This is a genomic window from Mesorhizobium sp. WSM4823, from assembly GCF_055811195.1.
Window position 1 is genome coordinate 358,043 of record NZ_JBVVQL010000003.1, and the last position, 13,093, is coordinate 371,135.

Consider the following 13,093-nt stretch of genomic DNA (forward strand, 5'->3'; position numbering starts at 1 on the left):
GGCCAGCCATGGCCGGTACGAACGTGCACAAGGGCAGTCTTGGTAATTGGATCGAGCGAGTCGCACTCCCCAAGGCCGACCCGCAATTGGACAGTCAGATCAAGAACGGCATATCCAACCTGCTGTCGGATTATCAGATCCGGAAGCGTCCAGGCGGATCGGAGATTTTCGACCGCTATGCCTACAAGATCGTCGACCGCACAGGCCTGGAACACGGCGCCAGCATCAGTTTTGAATTCGATCCCGCGACATCCGACGTCACCGTGAACTGGATCGACATCATTCGCGACGGTGTGGTGATCCAGCATCTTTCCGATGCTGATTTCGACGTATTTCGGCGCGAGAAGGACGCGGAGAAAGGTCTCTTCGATGGTTGGCTCACCGCTTACGTGAATATCAACGATGTCCGGGTCGGCGACATCGTCGACTATGGCAAGACCGCGGTCAGGACCCCGATCATCGGCACGGAGCTTCTTTTCCGTTCCTTTGCCGTGGCTTGGGACGAACCAATCGCTCTGATCCGCCAAAGGGTGATATGGCCGACGGCGGAGCCTCTGAGTTTCCGACAGGTCAGGACGGACATACGCCCGAAAGTCCAGTCCGCTGGAGACACGACTAGCTATCTTTGGCAAAGCGCCAACCCAATTCCCGTGAAATCACAGGAATATCTGCCGCCGGACTTTCTCACCTATCCCTCCATCGAAATCTCCTCGACATCGGAATGGCAAGATGTCGTCAATACGCTCCTTCCGTATTACCGCCTCGACCAACAGTTGCCGGCAGATTTCGCATCGAAGCTCGATGCCATTGCCGCCAAATACGATGCGCCCGAAGACAGGATGGTCGAGGCAATGCGGCTGGTCCAGGACAACATCCGCTATGTCAGCCTGTCCATGGGCCGTGGTTCCTATATCCCGCGTAGCCCGACGACAGTGGTGGCAAGTGGCTTCGGAGACTGCAAGGACAAGGCGCTGCTTCTCGCCTCCAGTCTGCGGCGACTGGGAATTCACGCGAACGTGGCTCTCACTGACCTTGATGAGGGGCTTGCTCTCGCCACGATTCTACCGACGATCAGGGCGTTTGACCACGTCATCGTAAAGGTCGTCATCGACAGTGAGACATACTGGATCGACGCCACCAACTATCTGCAGGGAGGCAGAGCAGATAACCTTGTGTCGCCCGACTACGGCTTTGCGCTGCCCATTGTCGCGGACAACGCGGGGATGGAAAAGATGGACCGAAAGGAGCTCTACCAGCCGACCACCTTTGTGAGCGAGGAATTCGACTTTCCCAGGCGTAAAGGCGAGCCACTCAAACTGACGGTTACCACCACCTATTTGGACGCAGATGCCGATAGCATGCGCTATAAGCTTGCCTCGCAATCACCCACAAAGATCGCGGACGACTATCTCAAATACTACAATCGCCAGTATCCTGGAATGAAAAGCCTGGGGCCGTTGGTGACGAACGACAGCCGCGACAAGAATCTGGTTTCGATAATTGAATCCTACCATTTGTCGGCAGACGATCTCGACGCCGATGACCTATCCAAGGAATTCGCTCTGAAATCGGATGTCGGCATCAGGTCTCTGCCGGAGCCCGAACGCCTCGAAAGGAGCGCGCCAATCTGGCTGGGCAGTCCGATCTTTCGACGACACCGGTGCACCGTCAGAAATCTGAAGGCCCGCTTCGTAGGCCCCGAGGACAATGACGACATCATCACGCCCTACGCTGCATTCAAGGCTCGTTGGACGAGCACCTCCACCGATTTTCAGGTCGACTGGTTTTTCAAGACCATCAATGACCAGGTACCCGCCAAGAGCATCGGCCCCTATTTAAAGTCCCTCAAGAAGATAAACGACAACGCGACTTGGAATTACAATTTCGCCTATTCGGACGCCGAAGCGAACTGACCCAGTGGAAGGCCTATTCCGCGGCGCCTCTGAACGCACTCGCCCCGGTTTCGAACTGCAGCTTGGCCAGCCGCGCATAGATGCCGCCCTTGGCGACGAGGCTCTGGTGGGTACCTTCCTCGACGATGCAGCCGCCATCCATGACCAGGATCCGGTCAGCCTTCAGCACCGTCGCCAGACGGTGGGCGATGACGATGGTGGTGCGGTCCTGCATCAGCCGTTCCAGCGCCGTCTGCACCAGCGTCTCGCTTTCGGCGTCAAGTGCCGAGGTCGCCTCGTCGAGCAGAAGGATCGGCGCATCGCGCAGAATCGCGCGGGCAATCGCCACCCGCTGGCGCTGGCCGCCGGACAGCGTCACGCCGCGCTCGCCGACCTGGCTGTCATAGCCTTTTTCGAGCTTGAGGATGAACTCGTCGGCAAGCGCATCCTTGGCCGCAGCCTCGATCTCGGCGTCGCCGGCGTCCGGCCGGCCGAAGCCGATATTGTCGCGCGCGCTGGCCGCGAAGATGGTGACGTCCTGCGGCACGATGGCGATGCGCTCTCGTATGGCGGCGGGGTCGGCCTCGCGCACATTGACGCCGTCGATCATGATCTTGCCCGTCTCGGGGTCGTAGAAGCGCAGAAGCAACGAAAAGACGGTGCTCTTGCCAGCACCGGACGGGCCGACGATTGCCACCGTCTCGCCAGGCTTGACCTGGAAACTCAGACCATGGACGGCGGCGCGGTCGGGCCCGGCCGGGTAGGAGAAGGACACGTCGTCGAAACTTATCGCGCCTCTGGCCGTCGCCGGCAGCAGTTTCGGATGCGCAGGGGCTTGGATCGCGGGCTTCTCGGCCAGGATCTCGGTCAACCGTTCGGCAGCACCCGCCGCCTGGGAAAGCTCGCCCCACACTTCCGAAAGCGCGCCGAGGGCGCCGGCGGCGAACACCGAATAGAGCAGGAACTGGCCGAGCGTGCCCGGCGACAGCGTGCCGTCAAGCACATCGCGTGAACCGAACCAGAGCACCGCCACCACCGAGGAAAAAATCATGAAGATGGCGAAGAAGGTGAGGAAGGAGCGGGCAAAGATCGAGGATCGCGCCGCCTCGAAGGCGGCTTCCACGGCAGACGAAAAATGCCCGGTGACCAGCTTCTCGTTGGTGAACGCCTGCAGCGTGCGCACCGCGCCGATCTGCTCGCTAGCATAGGCCGTAGCATCGGCCAGCGTGTCCTGCGCCAGCCGCGATTTGCGTCGCACCGACCGGCCGAAGGCGACCAGCGGCAGCACGATCACCGGGATGGCGGCGATCACCAGACCAGACAGCTTCGGGCTGGTGAAAACCATCATCGCTACGGCGCCGAGGCCAAGAATGACGTTGCGCAGCGCCACCGATGCGGTGGCACCGACGGCCGATTTCACCTGCGTGGTGTCGGCGGCGAGCCGCGACACGATCTCGCCCGACTGAGCGGTGTCGAAGAAGGACGGCGACAGCGTCGTGACATGGCGGAACACGTCGCTGCGAATGTCGGCGACGACACGCTCGCCCAGCGTGATGACGAAATAGTAGCGGCTGGCTGACGCCGCAGCCAGCAAGGCGGCCATCACCACCAGCATGGCGAAATATTCGGCGATGAAACTGGAATCGGAAGCGGAAAAGCCGTGGTCGATCATCCGCCGCACGGCCAGCGGCAGCGCCAGCGTCGTCGCCGCCGCGACGGTCAGCGAGACGACCGCGCCAATGACCATTTTCCGGTAGCGGGTGATGTAGGGGTACAGGCGCCGCAGCGGCTTGAGCGAGCGCCTACGCTCGTCCGTATCGCCGCTGATGTGCGCCATGACCGTTTCCTCTGGCTCTCTTCTGGGTATGCGCCTCAATATGCGCTTACCGCGGCCTGTCGCTTACCGCGGGCTTGTGATTCAATTCCGGCTGATGTATAGGCTCGCCGACCGTTTTAGAAGCCGTGGCTCCTCAATAGCTGCGGCTTCGAGTTTTAAAAAGGGGCGCATCGACGCAGGCTTTATGCCCGTCGGCAGCCGCCCAGCAAAAACAGAGCCCAGGAATAGCACAATGAAGACCGACATCCATCCCGACTACCACGCCATCAAGGTCGTCATGACCGACGGCACCGAATACATGACCCGTTCGACCTGGGGCAAGGAGGGCGACACGATGAACCTCGACATCGATCCGACCACCCATCCGGCCTGGACCGGCGGCCAGCAGACCCTGCTCGACCGCGGCGGCCGCCTGTCGAAGTTCAAGAAGCGTTTCGAAGGTTTCGGCATTTAAGCCGCAGGCCTTTTCGCATTGAAGAAACCCGCCCTCGTGGCGGGTTTTTTGTTGCCGAATGCGGCTCTATTCGCCGATCAGTTCACGCAGCGCCATGCGCTTGTAGGCGGCGACCAGATCGTCCCCTTCTTGCCGCCCCACCGAAATCGCCAGCCGCACGGTGGCTTCGCCCATCTGCCAGATGAGAAACGCCGTCGTTTCCAGCGCCGCCGGATCGGCAGTGGGCCGCAGCCGTTTCAGCACCGCCGTGAGGAATTCGGCATTGGCCCGGCTGTCGGCGAGCTCGAGCTCGCGCAGTGCCTTGTCGGCCTGCGTGCCCGACCAGATGTCGCGCATCACCGGCTCCGCCAGGAACAGCCCGTAATAGATATCGACAAGCTCGGAAAACGCTCGCCGCAGCCCCTCGGCGTCGCTGACATCCGCAAGTGCTGCTGAGATGCAGGCCTGGCTTTGAACGGTGTAGCGTTCGGCCAGCGCCCAGATGATCGCCCGCTTGTCCGGGAAGAACTGGTAGAGCGAACCGATCGACACGCCTGCCCGTTCCGCCACCTCCCCCATGCGCATGGCGTCGCTGCCTTGCTCGGCGATCAGCGCGGCGGCGGCGGCAAGCATCCGTTCGACCCGTTCGCGGCTGCGCTGCTGGCTCGGCGCCCGGCGCGGCGACGCGATCTGGCCATCCTGTGAACCGGCTACGGTCGAGCCTTCCATCACTGTCTCCTGGTCTCCTGACGAATAATCAACAAATTGGCTTGACTCCCAAAATACGAGGGTTTATCACGTTTTGCAAATGTGAGGATTACTCATGTTTGTGAACAAAGGAGAATCGTCATGATCGACACAACACGGAAACCGACTTTGATCCTCGGCGGCACTGGCAAGATCGGCCGCCGCCTCGCCGAGCGACTGACAGCGCGTGGCCAGCCGGTGCGGATCGGCTCGCGTTCCGGCACGCCATCCTTTGATTGGGAAGACAACGCGACCTGGGGCCCGGCAATGCAAGGCGTGGGCGCCGTGTACATCAGCTACTATCCCGATCTCTCCGTGCCCGGCGCGGCCGAAGCGGTCGGCGCCTTCGCCAACCTTGCCGTTCAAAACGGTATCACACGGCTGGTGCTGCTGTCAGGGCGTGGGGAAACGGAAGCGCAACGCGCCGAAGAGATGCTGAAAGCCTCAGGCGCCGACTGGACGATCCTGCGCTGTGCCTGGTTTTCCCAGAATTTCAGCGAGAGTTTTTTGCTCGATCCGCTGCTCGCCGGTGAGGTGGCTTTGCCGGTCGGCAATGTCGGAGAACCGTTCGTCGACGCCGACGACATCGCCGACGCCGCCATGACCGCGCTTACCCAACAGGGGCATGTCGGTCAGCTGTACGAGCTGACCGGGCCACGGCTGCTGAGTTTCGCCGACGCGATCGCCGAGATCGGCAAGGCAGCTGGCCGCAACATCGGCTTCAAGCAGATTTCCCATGCCGAGTTCGCCGCCGCAATCGCCGCGCACGAGCTGCCGGCCGAGTTTGCCTGGCTGCTCAACGAACTGTTCACCGAAGTGCTCGACGGCCGCAACGAGGCGCTGGCCGATGGCGTCGAGCGCGTGCTCGGCCGAGCGCCAAGGGACTTTTCCGCTTATGTAACCGAAACTGCCGCTACTGGCATCTGGAGCAGCTGACATGATCATGAAACTGCTTCCCACCCTCACCTTCATCGCCGCGCTCGGCTCAGGCGTCGTCGCTGGTGTCTTCTTCGCCTTTTCCAGTTTCGTCATGCCGGGCCTCGCCCGCATGCCTGCCGCAGGTGGCATCGCCGCGATGAATTCGATCAACGTCACTGCGGTGACGCCGATGTTCATGACCGCGCTTTTCGGCACCGGGCTGGTCTGCCTCGTCCTCGCCGTCGGCGCCATCCTCGGCTGGAGTCAGCCAGGTTCGTCCTGGCTTCTCGCCGGCGCCCTGATCTATCTCGTCGGCAACCTGATCGTGACCATGATTTTCAACGTGCCGCTCAACAACGCGCTAGCCGCCGTTGATCCGGCGAGCGCCAACGGCGCCGCCGTGTGGACCACCTATCTCAAGGATTGGGTGATGTGGAACCACGTCCGCACCATTACCGCCATGGTGGCGCTGGGCTGCTTCATCGTGGCGTGGCGGTGAATGCGGCGCAGAAACGCAAAAGACCCTGCGTCAGGCAGGGTCCCTTGATGTCGGATCTTTTGACTCGTGGCGCTTGCGATCGGCATGGCCGAGATCGCGGTCCGGATCGATCACGTCGCGAACCAGCTGCTTGAGCCTTGCGGCATCGGGAAAGCCGCCGTCGCGCTTGCGGTCCCAGATGAGCGTGTCGTTGCAGGAAATGGTGAAAATGCCGCCGGTGCCGGGCACCAGCGTGACCTCACCCAGATCCGTTCCAAAGGTCGAGAGCAGTTCCTGCGCCATCCAGCCGGCCCTGAGCAGCCACAGGCACTGCGTGCAATAAGTGATGCGGATCGTGGGCAGCGCCTTTTCGGTCATGTCAGATTGAGCTCCGCTCATATGTCGGACTGAGCTCCGCTCATGCCGCGCTGAGCTTCGCCATGGTCTCGTCGTCGACCTCGAAATTGGCGTAGACGCTCTGCACGTCATCATCGTCCTCGAGCGTGGCAACCAGCTTCATCAGCGACTGTGCCCGCTCCTCGTCGACCGCAATGTTGGTCTGTGGCTTCCAGATCGGCTTCACCGACTCTGCCTCGCCGAGCGCGCCTTCCAGTGCCTTCGACACTTCGCCGAGATTCTCGAAAGCGCAGTAGATAGTGTGGCCTTCCTCGTCCGACTGGACGTCGTCGGCGCCGGCCTCGATCGCCGCATCCATGACCTTCTCGGCACTGCCGACCGACGCCGGATAGAAAATTTCGCCGACACGGTCCCACATGAACGACACCGAGCCGGTCTCGCCCATCGCCCCGCCGGCCTTGGTGAAGGCGGCACGCACATTCGACGCCGAGCGGTTGCGATTGTCGGTCAGCGCCTCCACGATCAGCGCGACGCCACCCGGCCCGTAGCCTTCGTAGCGCACGGCTTCGTAAGTTTCGGCGTCGCCCATTGATGCCTTGTTGATGGCGCGCTGGATGTTGTCCTTCGGCATCGACACCGCCTTGGCGTTCTGCACGGCCAAGCGCAGGCGCGGGTTCATCGACGGATCCGGCGTGCCGCTCTTGGCCGCGACGGTTATTTCGCGCGCCAGCTTCGAAAACATTTTGGACCGCACCGCGTCCTGGCGGCCCTTGCGGTGCATGATGTTCTTGAACTGTGAATGGCCAGCCATGGCACCCCTGTCGTCTTCTTGGCAGAGCATCCTGCAGCGAGGTTATCACCTCGCAATAGCCAAAATGCTCGAATTCAAAATTTCAGAACGTTCCTGGTGCGTCCAGATGGACGTACGGCGCTCTATCTCGGAATGGCCGGCTTATAGATAAATCGGCTCAATTCGTCCAGCCGCGCCGTAACGGTGGTGCGCAACGCGCCCGCCAGCTGCATTCCTGCGGTCATTCACCCTTCCAGATCGGATTTCAGCCGGTCAAGAATGCTGATCGCGTGCGTGGCGTACTGGCTGATCCAGCGGTCGTGGATCTGTTTGATCGGCAGCGCATTGAGATGGTTCCAGCGTTCGCGGCCCTCGCGCCGCGCTACGACCAGGTCGACATCTTCGAGTACTTTCAGATGCAGCATGACGGTGCAGCGGTCCATATCGGGAAAGGCATCGCACAGCATGCCGGTGGTCCGCGGAGCGTCTTTCAACTCGTCCAGCAGCGCACGCCGGCGCGGATGCGCCAGCGCCTTGAAAACATTATCGTCCTGCGTTTTGCTTGACATGTTATATTTTTATAACATAATGCCGATCCGATCAAGGAAGGAGCTGTGGATATGTCTCTTGGATTCAGGATTTCGGGCCGTATCGGCAAACCGGTCGCAGAAGTCTTCGATGCGGTCGTCAATCCGAAGAAGCTCAGCGGCTATTTCACCACGATCGGCGGCGCCAGCGCGCCGCTGGTGGCGGGTGCCGGCGTCGTCTGGTGGGGCAAGGTTCCGGTCGAGGTCGACGAGGTGGAGAAAGACAGCCGCATCGTGCTGCGCTGGGATGCAACCGACGCCGACGGCAAGCCGGCCTACAAGACGCGCATCGAGATGAATTTCGAGCCGCTGGACGATGGCGGCACCTTCGTCACCATCGCCGAGACCGGCTGGCACGAGGACGCCGTCGGTCTGAAGAAGTCTTACCTCAATTGCGAGGGCTGGTCGCAGATGCTGGCCTGCATGAAGGCCTATGTCGAATACGGGATCAATCTGCGCGACGGCTATTACCGCAGCGAGATGAAGGGGGAGCCAGCCAGTGAAGACAACATCTGAGAGGACGGAGGAAAGAATGACTGCGAAGCTCACCGGCGGCATCAACATCGCCATGAAAGTGCCGCCCCACCAATACCAGGAGACGATCGCCTTCTATCGCGATGTCGTCGGCCTGAAGCCGTTCACGGCCAAGGCTCCCGCTACCGGCTTCGAACTTGGCCCCAATCGCCTATGGATCGACGAAGCGCCGATGCTGAGCCAGGCCGAGATATGGCTGGAGCTGTTCACCGATGATTTTCCGGCCGCAGCCAGTCATCTCGCCAAGGCCGGTGTCGTGCGCTGCGACGCCATCGAGGCGCTGGGCGACGGTTTTCGCGGCGGCTGGATCACCAATCCGGCCAACATCGTTCACATGGTGCGCGAACCCGACGCCTGGTGACAGAAGCCCGTTCGGAAAGGAGGACAATATGGAAATCCGTGAGACACCGGTCGCCGAAGCCGGCATGCTGATCCGGCGCCCGGTCGCAGACGTGTTCGAGGCCATCGTCGATCCGGCGATCACGACGAAATTCTGGTTCACCCATAGCAGCAACAGGCTGGACAGCGGCAAGGAGGTTCGCTGGGAGTGGCGCATGTACGGCGTCTCGACGCCAGTCACGGTCAGCGAGTTCGTCAGGAACGAAAGGATCGTCATGCAGTGGAGCGATCCGCCGACCACCGTGGTCTGGACCTTTACCGAGATGGCCGGCGGCACGACCTTTGTCGAGGTTCGCAATCTCGGCTTTGCCGGCAGTGCCGACGAGCAGGTCAAGCAGGCGATCGACTCGACCGATGGCTTTGCGCTGGTGCTCGCCGGCGCCAAGGCGTGGCTGGAGCAAGGCCTGACGCTCGGCCTGATCGGCGACCGTCATCCGAAGGGCGTGCCTGCGAGTTAGAAGGCGCCAACCTCAGTGCCCGCCGGCCTTTGCCTTTCTGCGGCGTCGCGCCAGCATGTTGAGACCCTCGACAAGGGCGGAAAAACCCATGGCGGCGTAGATGTAGCCCTTGGGCACATGGAAGCCCATGCCGTCGGCGATCAGCGTCATGCCGATCATCAGCAGGAAGCTCAGCGCCAGCATGACGATGCTCGGGTTCTTGGCGATGAAATTGGCGAGCGGCCCGGCCGCCAGCATCATCACGGTGACCGCCACGATCACGGCGATATACATGATGGCGATCTCGTCGGTCATGCCGACCGCGGTGATGATCGAATCGATCGAGAAGACGAGGTCGAGCAGCAGTATCTGGAAAATCGCGCCGGCCAGCGAAAGCTGCAGCGTCTGGCCCATCATCGTGTCCTGGTGATCCTCGAGATCGACCGTGTGGTGGATCTCCTTGGTCGCCTTCCAGACGAGGAACAGGCCGCCGGCGATCAGGATCAGGTCGCGCCAGGAAAAACCATGGCCGAAAGCGGTGAATACCGGCGCCGTCAACTGGACGATAATCGAGATGGTGGCAAGCAGCACCAGCCGCATGATCAGCGCGGCCGAAATGCCGAGTCGCCGGGCGCGGGCTCTTTGTGCCTCCGGCAGTTTGTTGGTGAGGATCGAGATGAAGATCAGATTGTCGATGCCGAGCACGACCTCCAGCACGATCAGCGTCAGCAACGCGACCCACGCGGTCGGATCGGAGACAAAGGCGAAATGTGGCGCCAGGAATTCGATGAGCTGCATGGAGGTCGTCCCCTCTTACGATCTAGAGCAGTGTCGCCGGCAGTTAGGTATCGCAGGCGTTCATATCAATGTCACGACCAGAAAGATGGCGCCGTTTCCTCCAGCCGCGGCCCGCGGCGAAACGGCGCAATCCGCTCTGTCAGGCCGCTGCGATCCGAAATGTCGACGCCGACTCCACACAATGTCGCTGGGCCGGTCGCCGCCTCGAAGCGTCCTTTCGGCACCTTCGACAGAAACCGGTTGAGCGGCTCCTCCTTATCCATGCCGAGCGAGGAATCATAGTCGCCGCACATGCCCGCGTCGGAGATATAGCCGGTGCCGCCATTGAGGATATGGTGGTCGCCGGTCGGCTGGTGAGTGTGGGTGCCGACGACCAGGCTGGCGCGGCCGTCGACGAAATGCGCAAAGCACATTTTTTCAGAAGTCGCCTCGGCATGGAAATCGATGATCACCGCATCGGCCTGCTCGCCAAGCGGACAGGCCGCAAGCTCGCGCTCACCGGCCTGGAACGGATCGTCGAGTTCAGGATGCATGAACACCCGGCCCATGATGTTGGTAACCAGAACGCGCGCGCCATTCCTGGCGATGTAGACGCCGGAGCCGCGGCCAGGCGTACCCTTGGGGAAATTGGACGGGCGCAGGAACCGCTCCTCGCGCGGGGCGAAAACCAGCGCGTCGCGCTGGTCCCAGACATGGTTGCCGGTGGTGACGACGTCGGCGCCCGCCGAGATCGTCTCGCGAAAGATCTCTTCGGTGATGCCGAAGCCACCGGCGGCGTTCTCGCCGTTGACGATGACGAAGTCGAGTTTGAAATCCGAGATCAGGCCGGGCAATTGTTCCCACACCGCCGTGCGTCCGGTCTTGCCAACCATATCGCCGAGGAAGAGAAGTCTCATCTAAAACATGATCCAGAACCAAAGGTCGGCAAAGCAAAAAAGCTGCATGACTTTCGCAAAAGACCATGCGTCCAGGAACTTATCTACAATTTCGGCGCGAACCGGCGCAACCCGCTCTCGGTGAGTATTTCCGGAATGATCACATCGTGCGGCTCGTCCGGCACCAGCGCCACCTCCTGGCAGTCGAAAGCAATGCCGATCAGCCGGGGCGGCTGCCCCTTGTCGGCAAGACGTGCAATCGCGCGGTCATAGTAGCCCGCGCCATAGCCGATGCGGTGTCCGCGCGCGTCGAAAGCCGCGAGCGGCACCAGCATCACCTGGGGATCGAGCACCTCGGCCTCCTCATGTGGCCCAACGGTGCCGAAGCCCATCTCGACCATCGGCGCGCCACGCACCAGTTCGCGAAAAACGATGGTGGTCTTGTCGAGAATCGCCGGCAGGCAAAGCCTTGCGCCCTTTTCGCGCAAGGCGAACATCAGCGGTCGTACGTCGGCTTCCGAGCGCATCGGCCAGAAGCCGGAGACGATCTGTCCCGGCTCGACGGCGATGCTATCCCGTGCCGTCTCGGCCATTTCGAGCGCCGCTTCCACCCGCCAGAACGGATCGAGCGCGTCGCGGCGCCCGAGTGCTTCGCGTCGCAAGTTTTTTTTCAGTTCTTTGGGAGAAATCATGGAGCCAAGGTAGAAAAGGTCGGATCTGGTTGAAGTTTTGGGAGCGACGTTTTCCACCGCATGATCCACCGAAACGCGAATGGATACTTGGGGGTCGAGTGACGATCCACACAACCGGTGGAGAGAGCGATCCCGGGAACCTACAAAGTAGGTGGGCGCCGTATGAGAAAACCCACGGGTCTTCCCAGGGACAGCTCCCTAGGGATCATTAAGGCCCCGGGGAAAATGTTCTCCTGCCGGGAAGCGCAGACCGTCGCAACCAATATAGGCCGGCGGTCGGCCAAGCGCCAGAGAGACAACCATGTTCGGCGCCTTAATCGTCACAAAGTCTGCTTGGGGCTGCGCGGCACGAGGTTTCACTGCGCTCTCGCCGCTGCGCCTTGCGCTGACCAAGCTGTCTCCTTACGGTTGCCTCGAAAACAGAGGAGCAAGAATGCGTTTCGAAGGCACGGCGGCCTATGTCGCCGACAAGGATCTGATGGTGGCAGTCAACGCAGCGATCGCGCTGGAGCGGCCATTGCTGGTCAAGGGCGAGCCTGGCACCGGCAAGACCGAACTGGCCAGGCAAGTGGCGGCGGCGCTCGGCCTCGAGCTGATCGAATGGCACGTCAAGTCGACGACGAGGGCGCAGCAGGGCCTCTACGAGTATGACGCTGTCTCGCGGCTGCGCGACAGCCAACTTGGCGATATCAGGTTCAACGACATCAGGAACTACATCAAGCGTGGCAAGCTGTGGGATGCCTTCGCGACGGCCAGGAAAGTGGTGCTTCTGATCGACGAGATCGACAAGGCCGATATCGAATTCCCCAACGATCTGTTGCAGGAACTCGATCGAATGGAGTTCTTCGTCTACGAGACTGGCGAGACGATCCGCGCCGCCGTGCGCCCGATCGTCATCATCACCTCCAACAACGAGAAGGAACTGCCGGACGCATTCCTGCGCCGCTGCTTCTTCCACTATATCCGCTTCCCCGACGTCGAGACGCTGCACAGAATAGTCGACGTGCACTATCCCGGTATCAAGCAGAACCTGGTGCGTGCAGCACTGACCCAGTTCTATGAGATCCGCGATGTGCCGGGCCTGAAGAAGAAGCCGTCGACCTCCGAGGCACTCGACTGGATCAGGCTCTTGGTCGCCGACGATATCGCGCCGGAGGATCTGCGCGCCGACCCGAAGAACGCGTTGCCCAAGCTGCACGGTGCGCTTTTGAAGAACGAACAGGACGTCCATCTGTTCGAGCGGCTGGCTTTCATGGCGCGAAGGCAGGGGTGAGGAACGGTCATCCTGGGCCGCAAGAACTCGGCCTCTGACGCCGAGC

At 61.4% G+C, this 13,093-nt stretch carries 16 protein-coding genes and 1 other RNA gene; 8 read left to right on the forward strand and 9 right to left on the reverse strand.

Going from position 1 to position 13,093, the window contains the following annotated elements; genetic code table 11:
• Positions 1–8 precede the first annotated feature (8 nt).
• Positions 9–1,913, forward strand: coding sequence for a DUF3857 domain-containing protein (locus AC0L26_RS10445; protein WP_473632434.1), 1,905 nt, complete (start codon positions 9–11; stop codon positions 1,911–1,913).
• Between the two features lie 13 nt (positions 1,914–1,926).
• Here the strand turns inward: AC0L26_RS10445 and AC0L26_RS10450 are convergent, their stop codons facing one another.
• Complete coding sequence (locus AC0L26_RS10450) at positions 1,927–3,729, reverse strand: ABC transporter transmembrane domain-containing protein (RefSeq protein ID WP_473632435.1); 1,803 nt, start codon at positions 3,727–3,729, stop codon at positions 1,927–1,929.
• Between the two features lie 232 nt (positions 3,730–3,961).
• Here AC0L26_RS10450 and rpmE point away from each other — a divergent pair, with 232 nt between their 5' ends.
• Positions 3,962–4,183 carry a 50S ribosomal protein L31 gene (gene rpmE, locus AC0L26_RS10455; protein WP_354492736.1) on the forward strand — a complete coding sequence of 74 codons (222 nt, stop codon included), beginning with the start codon at positions 3,962–3,964 and terminating at the stop codon, positions 4,181–4,183.
• 66 nt (positions 4,184–4,249) lie between these two features.
• Here the strand turns inward: rpmE and AC0L26_RS10460 are convergent, their stop codons facing one another.
• Entirely contained in the window at positions 4,250–4,891 is a 642-nt protein-coding gene (locus AC0L26_RS10460; protein ID WP_473632436.1) for a TetR/AcrR family transcriptional regulator, read from the reverse strand.
• Positions 4,892–5,011: 120 nt separating this feature from the next.
• Here AC0L26_RS10460 and AC0L26_RS10465 point away from each other — a divergent pair, with 120 nt between their 5' ends.
• Positions 5,012–5,845, forward strand: a complete 834-nt coding sequence (locus AC0L26_RS10465) for an NAD(P)H-binding protein (protein WP_473632437.1) — start codon at positions 5,012–5,014, stop codon at positions 5,843–5,845.
• Between the two features lies 1 nt (position 5,846).
• Positions 5,847–6,326 carry an anthrone oxygenase family protein gene (locus AC0L26_RS10470; protein WP_473632438.1) on the forward strand — a complete coding sequence of 160 codons (480 nt, stop codon included), beginning with the start codon at positions 5,847–5,849 and terminating at the stop codon, positions 6,324–6,326.
• Between the two features lie 30 nt (positions 6,327–6,356).
• On the opposite strand, the gene AC0L26_RS10475 is transcribed toward AC0L26_RS10470, so the two are convergent.
• The 3 genes from AC0L26_RS10475 to AC0L26_RS10485 form a co-directional block, all read right to left on the reverse strand.
• Positions 6,357–6,683 (reverse strand): Rdx family protein, encoded by a 327-nt coding sequence (locus AC0L26_RS10475; RefSeq protein ID WP_473632439.1) that lies wholly within the window; start codon positions 6,681–6,683, stop codon positions 6,357–6,359.
• Positions 6,684–6,723: 40 nt separating this feature from the next.
• Positions 6,724–7,473, reverse strand: coding sequence for a YebC/PmpR family DNA-binding transcriptional regulator (locus AC0L26_RS10480; protein ID WP_023800014.1), 750 nt, complete (start codon positions 7,471–7,473; stop codon positions 6,724–6,726).
• 224 nt (positions 7,474–7,697) lie between these two features.
• A complete protein-coding gene (locus AC0L26_RS10485) occupies positions 7,698–8,021 on the reverse strand; it encodes an ArsR/SmtB family transcription factor (RefSeq protein ID WP_473632440.1) in 324 nt (107 codons plus the stop codon).
• A 51-nt stretch (positions 8,022–8,072) separates the two neighbouring features.
• On the opposite strand from AC0L26_RS10485, the gene AC0L26_RS10490 reads away from it, so the two are divergent.
• Genes AC0L26_RS10490 through AC0L26_RS10500 form a run of 3 tightly spaced genes read left to right on the forward strand, consistent with a single transcriptional unit; the run spans position 8,073 to position 9,430 of the window.
• Positions 8,073–8,555 (forward strand): SRPBCC domain-containing protein, encoded by a 483-nt coding sequence (locus AC0L26_RS10490; protein WP_473632441.1) that lies wholly within the window; start codon positions 8,073–8,075, stop codon positions 8,553–8,555.
• Between the two features lie 16 nt (positions 8,556–8,571).
• A complete protein-coding gene (locus AC0L26_RS10495; RefSeq protein ID WP_473632442.1) occupies positions 8,572–8,934 on the forward strand; it encodes a hypothetical protein in 363 nt (120 codons plus the stop codon).
• 28 nt (positions 8,935–8,962) lie between these two features.
• A complete protein-coding gene (locus AC0L26_RS10500) occupies positions 8,963–9,430 on the forward strand; it encodes an SRPBCC family protein (RefSeq protein WP_473632443.1) in 468 nt (155 codons plus the stop codon).
• Between the two features lie 12 nt (positions 9,431–9,442).
• Here the strand turns inward: AC0L26_RS10500 and AC0L26_RS10505 are convergent, their stop codons facing one another.
• The 4 genes from AC0L26_RS10505 to ssrS form a co-directional block, all read right to left on the reverse strand.
• Entirely contained in the window at positions 9,443–10,207 is a 765-nt protein-coding gene (locus AC0L26_RS10505; protein WP_473632444.1) for a TerC family protein, read from the reverse strand.
• Positions 10,208–10,278: 71 nt separating this feature from the next.
• Positions 10,279–11,103: a TIGR00282 family metallophosphoesterase gene (locus AC0L26_RS10510; RefSeq protein ID WP_473632445.1), complete on the reverse strand. Its 825-nt coding sequence runs from the start codon at positions 11,101–11,103 to the stop codon at positions 10,279–10,281.
• A gap of 83 nt (positions 11,104–11,186) precedes the next feature.
• Positions 11,187–11,774, reverse strand: coding sequence for a 5-formyltetrahydrofolate cyclo-ligase (locus AC0L26_RS10515; protein WP_473632446.1), 588 nt, complete (start codon positions 11,772–11,774; stop codon positions 11,187–11,189).
• 99 nt (positions 11,775–11,873) lie between these two features.
• Positions 11,874–12,029: non-coding RNA, 6S RNA (gene ssrS / locus AC0L26_RS10520), on the reverse strand.
• Between the two features lie 178 nt (positions 12,030–12,207).
• Here ssrS and AC0L26_RS10525 point away from each other — a divergent pair.
• Positions 12,208–13,047 (forward strand): AAA family ATPase, encoded by an 840-nt coding sequence (locus tag AC0L26_RS10525; RefSeq protein ID WP_473632447.1) that lies wholly within the window; start codon positions 12,208–12,210, stop codon positions 13,045–13,047.
• Positions 13,048–13,093: the final 46 nt, after the last annotated feature.